Source organism: Sodalis sp. RH15 (assembly GCF_047324255.1).
Taxonomy (GTDB): Bacteria; Pseudomonadota; Gammaproteobacteria; order Enterobacterales; family Enterobacteriaceae; genus Acerihabitans; species Acerihabitans ligni.
The window spans coordinates 3276268-3291708 of sequence record NZ_CP178738.1 but is presented as its reverse complement, the minus strand read 5'-3'; the positions used below and the strand labels follow the sequence as shown (position 1 = coordinate 3291708).

General features: G+C 53.2%; 20 protein-coding genes. 11 read left to right on the top strand and 9 right to left on the bottom strand.

Annotation, left to right across the window (positions count from 1 at the left end; all coding sequences use genetic code 11):
• Positions 1-2: 2 nt before the first annotated feature.
• The 4 genes from rsxG (at position 3) to gstA (ending at position 2714) form a co-directional block, all read left to right on the top strand.
• The gene (gene rsxG, locus ACL2XO_RS15025) at positions 3-638 is read left to right on the top strand and encodes an electron transport complex subunit RsxG (protein ID WP_413724462.1); all 636 of its coding nucleotides are present in this window, start codon (positions 3-5) and stop codon (positions 636-638) included.
• Positions 631-1323: an electron transport complex subunit E gene (locus ACL2XO_RS15020; RefSeq protein WP_132921580.1), complete on the top strand. Its 693-nt coding sequence runs from the start codon at positions 631-633 to the stop codon at positions 1321-1323. Before rsxG ends, ACL2XO_RS15020 begins: the two co-directional genes overlap by 8 nt.
• Entirely contained in the window at positions 1320-1955 is a 636-nt protein-coding gene (gene nth / locus ACL2XO_RS15015) for an endonuclease III (RefSeq protein WP_203521421.1), read from the top strand. The genes ACL2XO_RS15020 and nth overlap by 4 nt, the downstream gene beginning before the upstream one ends.
• Before the next feature lie 138 nt (positions 1956-2093).
• Positions 2094-2714, top strand: a complete 621-nt coding sequence (gene gstA / locus ACL2XO_RS15010; protein WP_132921582.1) for a glutathione transferase GstA — start codon at positions 2094-2096, stop codon at positions 2712-2714.
• Between the two features lie 49 nt (positions 2715-2763).
• Here the strand turns inward: gstA and tyrS are convergent, their stop codons facing one another.
• The 4 genes from tyrS to anmK form a co-directional block, all read right to left on the bottom strand.
• On the bottom strand, positions 2764-4038 hold the full coding sequence (tyrS, locus tag ACL2XO_RS15005) for a tyrosine--tRNA ligase (protein WP_132921583.1): 1275 nt from the start codon (positions 4036-4038) through the stop codon (positions 2764-2766).
• Between the two features lie 66 nt (positions 4039-4104).
• The gene (gene pdxH, locus ACL2XO_RS15000; protein WP_413740960.1) at positions 4105-4755 is read right to left on the bottom strand and encodes a pyridoxamine 5'-phosphate oxidase; all 651 of its coding nucleotides are present in this window, start codon (positions 4753-4755) and stop codon (positions 4105-4107) included.
• A 58-nt stretch (positions 4756-4813) separates the two neighbouring features.
• The gene (locus tag ACL2XO_RS14995) at positions 4814-5140 is read right to left on the bottom strand and encodes an MliC family protein (RefSeq protein ID WP_413724459.1); all 327 of its coding nucleotides are present in this window, start codon (positions 5138-5140) and stop codon (positions 4814-4816) included.
• Between the two features lie 43 nt (positions 5141-5183).
• Positions 5184-6287 carry an anhydro-N-acetylmuramic acid kinase gene (gene anmK, locus ACL2XO_RS14990; RefSeq protein ID WP_413740959.1) on the bottom strand — a complete coding sequence of 368 codons (1104 nt, stop codon included), beginning with the start codon at positions 6285-6287 and terminating at the stop codon, positions 5184-5186.
• Between the two features lie 327 nt (positions 6288-6614).
• Between anmK and ACL2XO_RS14985 the strand changes: the two genes are divergently transcribed.
• On the top strand, positions 6615-7082 hold the full coding sequence (locus ACL2XO_RS14985; protein ID WP_132921587.1) for a glycine zipper 2TM domain-containing protein: 468 nt from the start codon (positions 6615-6617) through the stop codon (positions 7080-7082).
• Between the two features lie 145 nt (positions 7083-7227).
• Here ACL2XO_RS14985 and slyA read toward each other — a convergent pair whose 3' ends face one another.
• Positions 7228-7662 (bottom strand): transcriptional regulator SlyA, encoded by a 435-nt coding sequence (slyA, locus tag ACL2XO_RS14980; protein ID WP_132921588.1) that lies wholly within the window; start codon positions 7660-7662, stop codon positions 7228-7230.
• A 525-nt stretch (positions 7663-8187) separates the two neighbouring features.
• Positions 8188-8433, bottom strand: a complete 246-nt coding sequence (locus ACL2XO_RS14975) for a DUF1289 domain-containing protein (protein ID WP_413724457.1) — start codon at positions 8431-8433, stop codon at positions 8188-8190.
• 167 nt (positions 8434-8600) lie between these two features.
• On the opposite strand from ACL2XO_RS14975, the gene gloA reads away from it, so the two are divergent.
• A complete protein-coding gene (gloA, locus tag ACL2XO_RS14970) occupies positions 8601-9008 on the top strand; it encodes a lactoylglutathione lyase (RefSeq protein WP_203521428.1) in 408 nt (135 codons plus the stop codon).
• A 251-nt stretch (positions 9009-9259) separates the two neighbouring features.
• Entirely contained in the window at positions 9260-9925 is a 666-nt protein-coding gene (gene rnt / locus ACL2XO_RS14965; protein ID WP_132921591.1) for a ribonuclease T, read from the top strand.
• Between the two features lie 126 nt (positions 9926-10051).
• Here the strand turns inward: rnt and ACL2XO_RS14960 are convergent, their stop codons facing one another.
• Entirely contained in the window at positions 10052-10399 is a 348-nt protein-coding gene (locus tag ACL2XO_RS14960) for a Grx4 family monothiol glutaredoxin (protein WP_132921592.1), read from the bottom strand.
• A 131-nt stretch (positions 10400-10530) separates the two neighbouring features.
• On the opposite strand from ACL2XO_RS14960, the gene ACL2XO_RS14955 reads away from it, so the two are divergent.
• Complete coding sequence (locus ACL2XO_RS14955; RefSeq protein WP_413740958.1) at positions 10531-10710, top strand: hypothetical protein; 180 nt, start codon at positions 10531-10533, stop codon at positions 10708-10710.
• Positions 10711-10791: 81 nt separating this feature from the next.
• Complete coding sequence (locus tag ACL2XO_RS14950) at positions 10792-11688, top strand: C40 family peptidase (RefSeq protein WP_413740957.1); 897 nt, start codon at positions 10792-10794, stop codon at positions 11686-11688.
• Positions 11689-11713: 25 nt separating this feature from the next.
• On the opposite strand, the gene ACL2XO_RS14945 is transcribed toward ACL2XO_RS14950, so the two are convergent.
• Entirely contained in the window at positions 11714-11803 is a 90-nt protein-coding gene (locus ACL2XO_RS14945) for a YnhF family membrane protein (protein WP_132921595.1), read from the bottom strand.
• A 199-nt stretch (positions 11804-12002) separates the two neighbouring features.
• Here ACL2XO_RS14945 and purR point away from each other — a divergent pair, with 199 nt between their 5' ends.
• Positions 12003-13019 carry an HTH-type transcriptional repressor PurR gene (purR, locus tag ACL2XO_RS14940; RefSeq protein WP_413724455.1) on the top strand — a complete coding sequence of 339 codons (1017 nt, stop codon included), beginning with the start codon at positions 12003-12005 and terminating at the stop codon, positions 13017-13019.
• Positions 13020-13446: 427 nt separating this feature from the next.
• Positions 13447-14598, top strand: coding sequence for a cyclopropane fatty acyl phospholipid synthase (gene cfa / locus ACL2XO_RS14935; protein WP_132921597.1), 1152 nt, complete (start codon positions 13447-13449; stop codon positions 14596-14598).
• Positions 14599-14699: 101 nt separating this feature from the next.
• Here the strand turns inward: cfa and ACL2XO_RS14930 are convergent, their stop codons facing one another.
• Positions 14700-15353: a riboflavin synthase subunit alpha gene (locus ACL2XO_RS14930; RefSeq protein WP_413740956.1), complete on the bottom strand. Its 654-nt coding sequence runs from the start codon at positions 15351-15353 to the stop codon at positions 14700-14702.
• Between the last annotated feature and the right edge of the window lie 88 nt (positions 15354-15441).

Sequence of the window (15441 nt, the reverse complement as noted above, 5' to 3'; positions counted from 1 at the left end):
GGATGTTGAGCATTATGCGCAAGCACGGCATTACCCTGGCGGTCTTTGCCGCCCTGTTCACCGCGCTTACCGCCCTGGTGCACGCCCTCACCGAACCCGCCATCCGGCAACAGGCCGTCAATCAGCAGCGGCAATTGCTCGATGAAGTGGTGCCGCCGGGGCTGCATGATAATGATATGCTGGCGGAGTGCTATCTGGTGACGGACAGCGCACTGGGCAATGCGAACCCCCACCGGCTCTACCTGGCCCGCAAACAGGGTAAAGCCGTGGCGGCGGCCATAGAGTCCACGGCGCCGGACGGCTACTCCGGCTCCATCCAGCTACTGGTGGGCGCGGACTTTCACGGCAACGTATTGGGCGCACGGGTTACCGAACATCATGAAACGCCGGGGCTGGGAGACAAGATTGAACTGCGCGTCTCGGATTGGATAACCTATTTCAGCGGTAAAAGGGTTGATTCGGCGGAAGATGGCTTCTGGGCGGTCAAAAAAGACGGCGGCGGCTTCGATCAGTTTACCGGCGCCACCATCACGCCTCGCGCGGTGGTGAACGCGGTGAAACGCACGGCGCTTTATCTGGAGACCCTGCCGGAAGATATGCAGGGCGTTGCCACATGCGGGAGGAGAGAAAATGAGTGAAGCCAGACGACTTTTGCGCCAGGGCCTATGGGAAAATAACTCTTCGCTGGTGCAGTTATTGGGCCTGTGCCCCTTGCTGGCGGTATCCAATACCGTGACCAACGCCCTCGGCCTGGGTTTAGCCACCACGCTGGTAATGACCTGCACCAATGGCGCTGTCTCGGCGCTGCGACGCTTCGTGCCCGCCGAGATTCGTATTCCTATTTATGTGATGATCATCGCCTCGGTGGTCTCCACGGTGCAGATGCTTATCAATGCCTATGCCTACGGCCTTTATCAGTCGCTGGGCATCTTCATTCCCCTTATCGTCACCAACTGTATAGTCATGGGACGGGCGGAAGCCTACGCTTCGCAAAATCCGGTGGCGCTGTCGGCCCTGGACGGACTGGCTATGGGGCTGGGGTCCACCGGCGCCCTGGTGGTGCTCGGCGGCATCCGCGAACTGCTGGGGAACGGTACCCTGTTCGACGGCGCCGATCGGCTGCTGGGGCCGTGGGCCAAAGCGCTGCGAATAGACATTTTGCATCTGCAAACCCCGTTCCTGATAGCCATGCTTCCCCCCGGCGCCTTTATCGGGCTGGGATTTATGCTGGCGGGAAAACATGTCATCGACCACCGGCTTAAAGCCCGGCAGCGTCAGGCGGCGGTAAGACAAACGACGGAACAGGAACAGGCAGGATCATGAATCAGGCTAAACGTATAGCCATTTTAAGCCGCTTGCGGGAGGCCAATCCCCATCCCACCACCGAACTGCGCTACGGATCGCCGTTTGAATTATTGATTGCCGTATTGCTGTCGGCCCAGGCCACCGACGTCAGCGTCAACAAGGCCACCGCCACGCTGTTTCCGGTGGCCGGCACCCCGTCCGCCATGCTGGCTCTGGGCTCCGAAGGGATAAAAAGCCATATCAAGTCCATCGGGCTTTTTAACAGCAAGGCGGAAAACATCATCAAAACCTGCCGGATTTTGCTGGAGCAGCACCAGGGCCGGGTACCTGAAGACCGCGCCGCGCTTGAAGCGCTGCCCGGCGTAGGCAGGAAAACCGCCAACGTGGTATTGAATACCGCCTTCGGCTGGCCTACCATTGCCGTTGATACCCATATCTTCCGGGTTTGTAATCGCACTGAGTTCGCGCCGGGCAAGGACGTGGCGGCAGTGGAGCAAAAGCTTATCAAGGTCGTGCCGGCTGAATTCCGGGTTGATTGCCATCACTGGCTGATTCTCCATGGACGTTACACCTGTATCGCCCGCAAGCCGCGCTGCGGCTCTTGCCTGATTGAGGATCTCTGCGAGTTCAGGGAAAAAGTCTATGCCTGACTTGCCCTGTTGCGCTACCGCAAAACAGCCGTTGTTTGCCTTTCAGAATGAAAAACTATGACAGCGATGCAACCATCGCTATCCTGCCACCTAAGTTGGACGTATTCTATGAGAACGCATCATCGTGGGGGGTCGTTTATGAAGCTTTTCTATATGCCTGGTGCAAGCTCGCTGACCGCTCACATTACCCTGCGCGAGGCCGGACTGGATTTCACGATTGAAAAAGTGGATTTTCGCACTAAAAAAACCGAGCACGGCGAAGATTATCTGACGATAAATCCGAAGGGCAAAGTACCGGCGCTGTTGTTGAACGACGGCACCGTGCTGACCGAAGTCGTGGCCATAGTGCAGTACCTGGCGGATTTGGTGCCGGACCGTCAATTGATCCCGCCGGCGGGCACCCTATCGCGCTATCAGGCCATGGAATGGCTCAATTATGTCGCCAGCGAGCTGCATAAAGGCCTGAGCCCGTTATTCGATACCCACCTGCCGCCGGACTACAAAGAGCAGGTACACCAGCAAATGGAGAGTAAATTGCTCTATCTCGACCGGGAAATGGCCGGTCAGGATTATTTGCTCGGCAGCAGGTTCAGCGTAGCGGATGCCTATCTGTTCACCATGCTGACCTGGGCCGATCGGTTGGGATTTGATCTCTACGCCACCCCGACGGTGGGGCATTTTTACCAGCGGATAAAACTTCGCCCGTCCGTGGTTGCGGCGCTGCATGCCGAACGGGCGGAATCCCAGGCGGTTGATTAACACCAGCGACAAAATCGCAGGGGCCGGTTTCGGTCCCCTGCCGATACGTTTAATTCCAACTGATCAAACAGTAATTTTTCTTGCCGCGCCGCAACAGGGTATAACGCTCAAACAGGCGGTCGGCGTCCGTAAAGACATATTCCGCCGAGGACTGTTTTTCACCGTTCACGGCAATAGCGTTGGAAGAGATCAGCGAACGGGCCTGACCGCGGGATGGCACCAGTTGCGCATCCACCAGCGCCTGTTGCAGATCCGCGCCGTTTTGCAGCGTAATCACCGGCATACCGTCCTGGGCCAGCTGTTGCAGGTCGTTGGCGGTAAGATCCTGCAATGAGCCGGAAAACAGGCTCTGGGTAATACGCACCGCCGCCGCCAGCCCCGCGTCTCCGTGCACCAGGCGCGTCACTTGCTCCGCCAGCACATATTGCGCCCTGGGTGCGGTCCCGCTGTTGCTATCTTCCGCTTCCAGGGCATTGATCTCTTCAATGGGCATAAAGGTGAAGAATTTTAAAAACCGGTAAACGTCGGCGTCGGCGGTGTTGATCCAAAACTGGTAAAACTTGTAGGGACTGGTTTTCAGCGGGTCCAGCCATACCGCGCCGCCTTCCGTTTTACCGAACTTGGTGCCGTCGGCTTTGGTAATGAGCGGCACGGTCAAACCGTACACCGTCTTTTGATGCATGCGCCGCGTCAAATCGATGCCGGAAGTGATATTCCCCCACTGATCGGACCCGCCGATCTGCAGCTCAACGCCATATTGCTTGTTCAAACAGGCAAAATCATAGCCCTGCAGCAAGTTGTAGGAAAACTCGGTAAAGGAAATTCCCACATCGTCACGGTTGAGGCGCTGCTTCACCGCTTCTTTATTGATCATTTGGTTGACGGAAAAATGCTTGCCGATGTCCCGCAGGAAGGTCAGGACATTCATGCTACCAAACCAGTCGTAGTTATTTGCCGCTACCGCGCTGTTCTCGCCGCAGTCAAAATCCAGGAACGGCGATACCTGCCGGCGGATTTTATCCACCCACTCCTGCACCGTTTCGGCGGTATTCAATTTGCGCTCAACGGCCTTGAAGCTGGGATCGCCAATCAACCCGGTAGCCCCGCCCACCAGCGCCACCGGACGGTGTCCGGCCAATTGGAAACGCTTTAAACACAGCAGCGGCACCAAATGTCCCAAATGCAAGCTGTCGGCGGTCGGGTCGAAACCGCAATACAACGAGAGCGGCCCCTGAGCCAGCCGCTCGGAAAGCGCGGCCTCATCCGTTACCTGGGCTATCAAGCCCCGCTCTTGCAATTGTTGTATCAGGTTGCTGCTTGCCATCAAAAAAACTCCGTAATATACAAATTGAGTGATAAAGTGCTGCGAATAGCATAATGAAGAAAGGGATTAAGGGGCCAGGCGGTCGATGCTCCAGCCCGCGTCCTGGCGCTGGTAGATAAACCGATCGTGCAGCCGGTGTTCACCTCCCTGCCAAAACTCCATGGTATCGATAACCACGCGATAACCGCCCCAAAAACTGGGCAGCGGCACTTCGCCCTGCTGGAATTTCTGTTTCAGCTCGAGGAATTTGCTCTCCAGCACCCCGCGGGTGGAGATGCGGCTGGACTGTTGCGAGACCCAGGCGCCGATTTGGCTGTCCTTGGGCCGGCTGTGAAAATATTTCAAGACCTCAAACACCGACAAGCGTTCCGCGCGACCCAGCACCATAACCTGGCGCTCCAGGCTATGCCAGGGAAAATGGAGGCTGATGCGGTTGTTGTGCGCCAGCTGCGTTGCCTTGCGACTGCCCAGGTTGGTATAGAATACCATGCCGGCGGCGTCGAAGTGCTTGAGCAGAACCATGCGCTGATAGGGTTGTCCGGTCTCGTCCACGGTCGCCACGCACATGGCGGTGGGATCGGCGAGCTGCGCCTCGCAGGCCTGCCTGAGCCAAAGCTCGAACAAATCCATCGGTTCCGCCGTTAAATCCGCCCGCCGCAAGCCGCCGCGGGTATATTCCCGACGCAGGTCGGCGATATCAATTTTCTGTTCAGTCATAATGGTATATAGCGTGAAACCGTGGCTTTATTGTGCGCCGCGTGGTTAAAAATCTCAATCATTTACCGCTCTCCCCGTTCAGGATGCAGTCATCAATGATGACGCGTCCATCGCGCTCGATAAATGCCCGATTCCCTTTCGACCAGAAGCCATAGTGGCCGTTATCGTAGCGAACGCCCGAAGCGGAAGCCACCTGCGGCAAGGTTAACTGTTTGCCGTCAAGTATCAGGCTGACCTGCGACAGCCGGTTATTTTGCCGTACCGTCAACGGCGTGGTGCCGCATTGATAATGAAGCGCCTGCACGTCGGGGCCGCGGTGCAGACGGGAACAGGCGCCGGTGGCGAGCACGCTTAGCACGGTCAGGCAGAAAATCGCTCTTTTCATTATTTTGCTCCCGGTTGAACATGTGGATAAACGATGTCCCTGTTCAGACCGGATAAATCGCTCCGAGCAAGGTTTCCCGGCTGGCGCCGGTCACCGAAGGCAAGTTCCCCGGCAAACTCGACAGCGTGCGGCAGGCAAGCCAGGCGAATGCCAAGGCCTCCATATCGTCGCCGCTGACGCCGTATTTGTCAGTAGGACTTACCTCAATTCCCGGCAGCAGCGCCGACAGCCTGGCCATCACCAGCGGATTGCGGGCGCCGCCGCCGCAAACCAGCAAATGCTCGCAGCCGCCGGATAACATGACCTGCTGGGAGATACTCCGGGCGGTGAGCTCAGCCAGGGTCGCCTGAACATCCCTCGGCGGTATCGGCATAAACTGGCTCAGTTGCTGGTTCAACCAGCCCAGGTTAAAGTGTTCCCGTCCGGTGCTTTTCGGCGCCGGCAGGGAAAAGTAGCGGTCGGCCAGCATCCGGCGCAACAGCTCCGAATGAATTTTTCCGCCTGCGGCCCAGATCGCGTCCAGGTCATAAGGCTTACCTTTCTGGCGCCAAATCCAGGCGTCCATCAGCATATTGCCCGGGCCGGTATCGTAACCGCGAATCGGCTGACCCGGCAGCAACAGCGATAAATTGGCGATACCGCCGATATTGAGCACCATGCGCCGTTCCGTGGGATGGGCCAGCAGAGCGTGATGGAAACCCGGCACCAACGGCGCCCCCTGTCCGCCGTAGGCCATATCGCGGCGGCGAAAATCTCCCACGGTGGTAATCCCGGTCATGGCGGCAACCAGGTTGTTATCGCCGATTTGCAGGGTGCAGGGAAAATCGCCGCCGGGCTGATGCCATACCGTCTGGCCGTGACAGCCGATGGCGGTGACCTCTCTCCCATTGACCCCCGCGTTGCGCAACATTTTTATCACCGCCTCGCCGAACAACCTGCCCAACCGGGTGTCCAATTCCCCTAATTGGGATAAAGTCACCGCCTGCCCCTGGCACATGGAGAGTATCTGCTGTTTGATGTCCAGCGGAATCGGATGCGTGTAACTGGCCTGCTGCGCGACGGTATGCTCATCTATGGCGGCGAGCACCACATCGATGCCGTCGAGGCTGGTTCCTGACATGACTCCCACATAGCGACCTGTTTTCATTGAGCCGGCCTTGTTCCTTATAAAGAGGGTTTTGGTTATCATACTGTAATAACGTTAACATTTTTACCGAATGAGACCATCAAAAGCAGGCAAATAATTAAACTTGTTACAAAATCATGACGAAATAAGAAAAAGGTTAGCCGTAAAATCATTGCGAAAGTCACAAATTGGCGTCCGTTTATTCGCAGTTTATGATTTTTTCAATATTATCAACTACAGTAACTAAACTAGCCTTGTCTGATGTAGCATCACCCATCAGCGCAGCTATATTAGCATGAGTTCCGTCTGGGTTTGCCTTGGACGAACGTCGTACAATAGGAGTTTTCAATGATGAAACGTTTGCTCGTGGTCACCCTGGCTGGTTTGACATTGGCAGGATGTGCCAATAACAACGGCTTATCCGGTGATGTCTATTCTGCCTCCGAAGCCAAAGAAGTTCAAAGCGTGACTTACGGTACCCTGGTTGGGGTCCGTCCGGTGCAGATCCAGGGTGGGGAAGATTCAAACATTATCGGCACCATCGGCGGTGCGGTATTGGGTGGTTTGGTGGGCAATACCATCGGCGGCGGCGCCGGCAGAGGTGTCGCTACCGCCGCCGGCGCGGTAGTGGGCGGCGTCGCCGGACAGAACGTCGGCAGCGCCATGAACCGTACCCAGGGTGTGGAGCTGACCATTCGCGAAGACGACGGCAGAACCATCATCGTCGTACAAAAACAGGGGCCGACCCGCTTCAGCGTGGGCCAACGCGTCGCCATGGCCGGCAACGGACGCGGCGTGACCGTTTCGCCCCGCTGACACAGCGGCATGTCGTGATTTCTCCCCTACTGTTAAGGCGGTGGGTGAAAATCAATGGTACGACATCATTCACATCTGTCTATATAAAGAACCGGCAAAATATGCCGGTTTTTTATATGGAACATATGCAACACACCCAAACTGATCAGGATTTATTATAAAGTTCCAGGATATTCTTCTCTAGCCTGGCGATCATATTACTCAGAAATTGAATTTCTTGTTCTGAGATACCCGCCAGGATTTCATCTCTGGTACTATTTATAACATGATTAACTTCTTTGATGATTGGCTCGGCGGACTCCGTCAATTTTATACGTTTCGCCCGCCTGTCATTGGCGCAGGTATGCCTGGTGATGAGTTTCTTCTCTTCGAGCTGATCAAGCGTCCGGACCAAGGAGGGCTGCTCGATGCCGATGGCTTTTGCCAATTGAATTTGCGACTGCTCAGGGGGCAATTGGCAAATATTATGCAGCGTGATCCAATGCGTTTGTGTAAGCTCTAAAGGTTTTAAGCGATGGTCAATCAGTGCGCGCCAAACACGAACAAGTCGCGCCAAATCAGATCCTAATGGCGATTCCAATTCTCTCTCCTTATAATTAAGCTGATTAAGCTTGTTCCCTGGATTCCCATCCATTCTAATGGGTGGAATGGCAAAATACAAATATATATATAAATATGGTGAAACTTAAGTTGAGATGGATGTAATATGCATGTTATTCCTTTGATAAAATGGATGTTACCGAAGAGCGCATATGTTTTCGAAACATCCGGTGAATCGGATGAATTCACTCTCCTTCCTTCGCATTTTCCCACCTGGTCTAGGGTAATCTCTGGAAACGTTCAATAATCCGTTCCTCTTTGCGACTACCTTAACCCTTTCATATTGAGGCAGATCATATGCCAAGCGGATTATTCATAACTGTAACACTATTATTGTCATTCAGCGTGATTTATTGTTAATTTAAGTTAAATGAAGACATAACAAATATCAATATTTCATGTATTCAGGGTAATAATGTAATTTTAATATATAAGTAGCTACTAATTAGTTCGTAAAATAATATTAATCAGTACCACTAATACCTCATCTATACTCACCTCAGCGTCAAAACAGGCTGGGTTGATCCGGGGCGTCCCCAAGAGACTCCGCCGTTTTAGCGGCCCGCGCCAGGCGCAAATAACGCAGGCGGCATAAACGCAGTACCTCCTTTTTCTGGTTGTCATTCATCCCCATCCAGTCAAAGCGCTCTTGCCGGGAACGGAAACAGCCAATGCAGTAGCCGCGGGCGTCCGACTGGCAGATACCGCGACAGGGACTGGGTATGGTGAAAAACTCAAGCTGTTCCGGCACAGGCCCTCCTTATTTACTTTCATTGAAGACGTTATTTACCCAACTGGCAAGATTTATTGCCCTCGCCCGCCCGTCCGACATACTGTAAAACCGCCGTCCCACGGTCTATACTGGCGACTACCTTTTCTGCGGCGGACATTACCCCGTCATGATCCCAAGAGGATATTATGCGCCTGCTACATACCATGCTACGAGTTGGAAACTTACAAAGATCTATTGATTTCTATACTAAAATACTCGAAATGCGCCTATTGCGCACCAGTGAGAACACTGAATATAAATACACGCTGGCGTTTGTCGGCTATACCGAAGAAACCGAAGGCGCAGTTATTGAATTAACCTATAACTGGGGAGTCGACAGCTACGATCTCGGCAGCGCCTATGGCCATATCGCCCTGGGCGTAGATAATGTCGCCGCTACCTGCGAACGCATCCGCCAGGCCGGGGGCACGGTTACCCGTGAAGCCGGACCGGTGAAAGGCGGCACGACCATCATCGCCTTTATCGAAGATCCCGACGGTTATAAAATAGAATTGATCGAGCAGCGTCACGCCGGCCTGGGCCTCGGGCACTGACATATTGGCCACGGCCGGGCACGGCGGTGGCGGTCGGTAATGCGCCGCACATCATAAATCCGCGAATGCTTAAAGTTACATCGTAACGGACGGGACCCAAGACAGGGGTCCCTTTTCAGGATTATCTTCCCATTTTCCGTTTAATCACCGCACTATTCCATTGCGGGCAGCCAATGAAAATGGATTCGCCATGCATACCGGAACAAAATTTGCCATAATGCGGGCTGTATTTCTAAATAGTAAGAACAGGCATGGCTGAAATAGACGATGTAAATTCCCTTCGCGGCCGTTTCCGCGGCTTTTATCCGGTTGTCATTGATGTAGAATCCGCAGGCTTTAACGCCGCTACCGACGCCTTGCTCGAAATTGCCGCCGTGACATTGAACATGGATGTAGAAGGCTGGCTCGTGCCGGACCAAACGTTGCACTTTCATGTCGAACCTTTCCCCGGATCGCTGTTACAGCCGGAGGCGCTGGCGTTTAACGGCATCGATCCGTCCAATCCTTTACGCGGTGCGGTAAGCGAATACGATGCGCTGCATGAAATCTTCAAGATGGTGCGCAAAGGCATAAAGGATCAAGGCTGCAACCGTGCGGTAATCGTGGCCCATAACGCAGGTTTTGATCATGGTTTCCTGATGGCGGCGGCGGAACGCGCCAATCTCAAACGCAATCCGTTTCATCCTTTTGCCACCTTCGACACCGCGGCGCTGAGCGGACTGGTGCTTGGGCAGACCGTATTGGCGAAAGCCTGCGCCGCCGGAGGAATTGAATTCGACAGCCGCCAGGCCCATTCGGCGCTGTACGATACCGAGCGGACCGCCGAGCTGTTTTGCGAACTGGTGAATCGCTGGAAGCGTCTCGGAGGTTGGCCGGTACCGCCGCTCGGCGACGATAGCAGCGGCGAAACTGATTAAATCAAATCACGGAGATGGCCGAACAGCGGGAGAGCATGTTTGTTTTGACCATAAAATCAAAGCCAATCCCAGCGATAGGATTGGCTTTTTCTGTTCTGAACGCTCAGGCTAGAAGCCCTCACTGACTCAATTGGACGGCTGATCTTCCTGAGAACCGTATTTCACCGCGGTTTCTTTGATAAGCGGCTGTAGCTCGCCGTGCTGATACATTTCAAGAATGATATCGCAACCGCCAATCAGTTCACCATCCACCCATAATTGCGGGAAGGTCGGCCAATTGGCGAATTTCGGCAGTTCGGCCCGAATATCCGGATTCTGCAGGACATCCACATAAGCGAAACGCTCGCCGCAGGCGGAAAGCGCCTGTACCGCTTGCGCGGAAAAACCGCAACCAGGCAATTTCGGAGAGCCCTTCATATAAAGAAGAATCGGGTTTTCAGCAATTTGCTGCTGAATTTTTTCAATCGTCGTCATTGTCTCGCTTCCTCAAGCCATAAGCTGGCCTTATCTGCTCTGGGCGGGATTATGCTCAGAATCACTATTCTAACGATTACCGTATAAATAGATAAACGTTTTTTTGCCCGCCATAGCCCGCACGGACAAAGATGCGCAGCACCTTAATAAAGGATAACACCAAAGGCGGCCTTTTACCTGGCACCGGGGCATGGCTGCCAAACTCTTTTTTAACAATTGAAAAACTGTTGAATTTTGCGCCAAATTATGCCGATGAATGCAACAAATATGCAGTCGTTCACGTTTATTCACAATATGATGATAATTCATGATGCAAAGTAGGGGTAAATAGCTTAAATTCCTTTGAGGCATTTATAACCCCCTCTTTGGGGCCACAGAGGATAGCGTTAATCATGCGTTTATGCTTTACGCTTTTTGTGTTGCTTTTTACTCAGTTATTTTTCAATTTGGCGCATGCCGCGCCCAATGCCGGTATCAATGCCGACCAGCGAAAATCACAGTCCAGTACGGCTAAAACAGGTGACCGACGCAAACGAAAACCTCTTAAAGAGGTGTTGAAGATAACCAAAAAAAGCAAACCGGTGACCGAGCAGAAAATCACCCGTCATAGCACAGACAAACCAAAAGAGCTCGTTGCTGAAAAAAGCAGCAATAAAAAATTACATTCCCTACCCGTCGCCAAAGCGAAAGAGCCGGCCGTCGAAAAAAACCACGTTAAAAAATTGCATCCAATGCCCCCCGCAAAAAAAATAGCCAAGTTTACCCCGCCGAAAAAAGGCTACAAAAAGGGTTACGGCAGGCATCGGATGAAAGAAAGCGCCACGCTCGATCTCATTGCCAACGATCAACCCATCATCATGAGCGATAGCCACAAAAAACGCTATCAGCATGCCAAATTGACGGCGATGAACAAGCTGATGTCCCAGATGGGCAAGCCTTATCGCTGGGGCGGCATGTCGCCCAATACCGGGTTCGATTGCAGCGGCCTGATCTATTATGCTTATAAGGACGTGGTACGGATTCATATGCCCCGTACCGCCAATGAAATGTTCCATTTACGCGATGCGGCGCCGGTGAAGAAAGACGATCTGGAAAGCGGCGATTTGGTTTTCTTCCATATCACCAACCGCGGCGCGGCGGATCATGTGGGCGTTTATTTGGGCAACGGACGGTTTATCGAATCCCCCCGCACCGGCCGCGATATCCGCATCAGCTATCTGAATGAAGATTATTGGGCGGATCACTATGTCGGCGCCCGCCGGGTCGTGACGCCGAAAACCATTCGCTGAAAGGAAAAAAAGGCGCCTGGGCGCCTTAATTCATTACCGCGGTAAAGCTGAACGCAATGATCACCAGCAAGGAAAATACCGTGGTCATTAATGACAATTTGAAATCGCTGCTCATCACTTCTCCTTATCACTACACCTATCGCTGAACGGGATATCTTTACACCCGTAGGTTGTAAGCAGTGTCGCATAACCCGATTAAAAAAGCTTGCCGGGCAGCAACTCCCGAGCATATTTATCTTTATCGCTTTCACTTTAGTGCCGAATCAAGGAAAATTGGCGATTTATTTATTTCGGCGTACAGGAGTTCTACACGCATGGCAACCATTAAAGACGTGGCGAAACGCGCCGGGGTATCCACCACTACGGTGTCACATGTCATCAATAAGACGCGATTTGTGGCGCAAGAGACCAAGATCGCCGTTTTGGAGGCCATCGGGCAGCTGCACTATTCCCCCAGCGACGTGGCGCGCAGCCTTAAGATCAACCGCACAAAATCCATCGGCCTGCTGGCCAGCTCAAGCGAAGCGCCCTACTTCGCGGAAATTATCGAGTCGATTGAGCACCACTGTTTTGTGCGGGGATATACCCTTGTGCTGTGCAACTCCCATAACGATCTGAACAAACAGGGCGCCTATCTGGCGATGCTGGCGCAAAAACGGGTGGACGGGTTGCTGGTGATGTGCGCCGAATATCCCGAACCGTTGCTGAATATGCTGGAAGAGTATCGCCATATCCCCATGGTGGTCATGGATTGGGGCGAAGCTCGCCGGGATTTCACCGATACCATTATCGACAATGCCTTCGCCGGGGGTTACATGGCGACCCGCTATCTGATTTCCAGGGGGCATCGCGATATCGGCGCCATACCCGGCCAACTGGCGCGCAATACCGGGGGCGGCCGTCATCGCGGCTACCTGCGGGCCCTGGAAGAAGCCGGCATCGCCATTCCCCATCAATGGATTGTGCAGGGGGATTTCGAACCGGAATCCGGCTATCAGGCCATGAAACTCATTCTGTCCAGGCCGCAAAGGCCCACGGCGGTATTTTGCGGCGGTGATATCATGGCCATGGGTGCAATGTGCGCCATTGATGAAATGGGCATGAAGGTTCCCGATGACATCTCAATTATCGGTTATGATAATGTGCGCAATTCGTGCTTTTTTACCCCGTCATTGACTACCATTCATCAACCCAAAGAAGAGCTGGGCGAGGCCGCGCTGACCATGCTGCTGGACCGTATCACCAGCAAACGGGAAAACGCCAGGATTATCGAAGTGCATCCCGCCCTGATTGTACGCCGTTCGGTGGCCGACGGCCCGTTTCGCTCCTGAAGGGCGGCGCACGGCCTCCTGAGCCCCTTATCAAAGGTGATTCGCTCCCGAATGTAATAATATATTTCATACCGCCGAATGTGCCTGATGAGTTATTGTTTCGATAGGAAATCATTAACTTATCTGTGAAATACATTATTCTGTCAGCTATTGTCTAAACCGGAATGCAGGCTTATACTCAATATCGTTAACAAATATAACGAGTTGTCTAATAATTTTGCTTTAAAAGAATGTCGTGTTTTTACATGGCGTCATCCTATTTATGAAGCGCCCGTCTGACAAACAGTCTATTGGTGTTTTTTATATTCCTCTGTTTATTGTGGTACATCCGACACCACGGATACCCGTGGATGATTATAAAAGCCCGCAGGTATCGGCTACGCTTTTCCTGACGGGGTTATAACAGAAGAAAGGTGATGGAGAAGCTATGAGTTCCTCGTGTGTTGAAGACCTGAGCTTTCATGATAATGCTTGGTATCGAATCATCCATGAAATGCTTGCTGAGGCAGGTGTAAAGATCAACGGCGCAAGGCCGTTTGATATTCATGTCAAGAACCCGGAATTTTTTAAACGCGTGCTAGAGGACGGGTCATTGGGGTTGGGTGAAAGTTACATGGACGGCTGGTGGGAATGCGAGCGACTGGATATCTTTTTTCAGCGCGTTTTAAGAGCCGGTTTGGAAAATAAGCTTCCCCGGCATTTCAAGGATGTTATGCGCGTTGCCGCCGCGCGGCTCATGAATCTTCAGTCTAAAAAACGGGCTTGGATTGTCGGCAAAGAGCATTATGACTTGGGTAATGACCTGTTCAGCCTGATGCTGGATCCCTATATGCAGTATTCGTGCGGCTATTGGAACAAGGCCACCACCCTGGAGGAAGCGCAGCAGGACAAGCTCAGGATGATCTGCGAAAAGCTGCAGTTAAGACCGGGCATGACGCTGCTGGATGTGGGCTGCGGCTGGGGCGGGCTTGCCGCTTATGCGGCCAAGAACTACGGTGTTTCGGTTCAGGGGGTGACTATCTCCGCTGAACAGCAGAAACTGGCGCAGGATCGCTGCGAAGGTTTGGACGTCACTATCTCGCTGCAGGATTACCGCGACCTCAACGTGCAATTCGACCGTATCGTTTCGGTGGGCATGTTTGAGCACGTAGGTCCGAAAAACTACGCCACCTATTTCGACGTCATTGATCGCAACCTGAAACGCGACGGCCTTTTCCTGCTCCATACCATCGGCTCCAACCAGACCGATATGAACGTGGACCCCTGGATCGACAAGTACATCTTCCCTAATGGCTGCCTCCCTTCCGTGCAGCATATCGCGCGGGCCAGCGAGAAGCATTTTGTTATGGAGGACTGGCATAATTTCGGTGCCGATTATGACAAAACGCTAATGGCCTGGTATGAACGTTTTCTCGCCGCCTGGCCGACGTTATCGGGAAATTACTCGGATCGATTTTTCCGGATGTTCTGCTACTACCTGAATGCCTGTGCCGGCGCTTTTCGCGCCCGTAACATCCATTTATGGCAGGTATTGTTCAGCCCGCAAGGGGTTGAAGGCGGGATTCGTGTGCCCCGCTAAACGTCCATTGCGGTACGTTCTTTTGGACTTTCCGCTCCAACGCCTTATTGCCCTGGGCGGGCAATAAGGCGTCCCTATCCCGACAGTCGGGATACAGCGTTTTACCTCATGTTAACTTCGTGTCCGGCAGCGACGGCCAGTGCGGCCTCCCGCTGCGCCAAAACCCGTTCAACGGTGTCCACAACCGCCTGGATTTGCGGATCGATTTCAATATTCACCCGGTTTCCCAGGCGTTTCTTGCCGAGTGTTGTCCTGGTGAGGGTTTCCGGAATTAAATGGACGCAAAATTTATCCGCGGCAACCTCTCCGATGGTCAGGCTGATGCCGTCGATACCGATATAGCCTTTGTACAGCACATATTTCATCAACTCCTTGTCCGGCATTTTAAACCAAATCTGCCGGTTGTTTTCCGAGGTGACGATTTTAACGATTTCCGCGCTGCACATGATATGGCCGGACATGACATGGCCGCCAATCTCGGCGTTGAACGTAGCGGCACGCTCCACGTTCACCTCATCCCCCACCTGTAATTCCCCGAGGTTGGTAATGCGCAGCGTTTCTTTCATCAAGTCGAAGCTCGCCACATCTCCCTTGATGGCGCTCACCGTCAGGCAGCAGCCGTTGTGGGCCACCGATGCCCCGGTCTCAAGCCCGTCCAGCAGCGCCGGCGGCAGTTTAATGTAATGTGTGCGGAAGTTGGTTTTTTCATCAATTTCCACCACTGACGCGGTGCCCTGAACAATACCCGTAAACATGGCCTTGACCTCTTTTAATGACACCTTAAAAAGATGGGTATTATATTGCCCCAATTTCAGGTGAAAACCAAATACCCTCCCGCGGCGA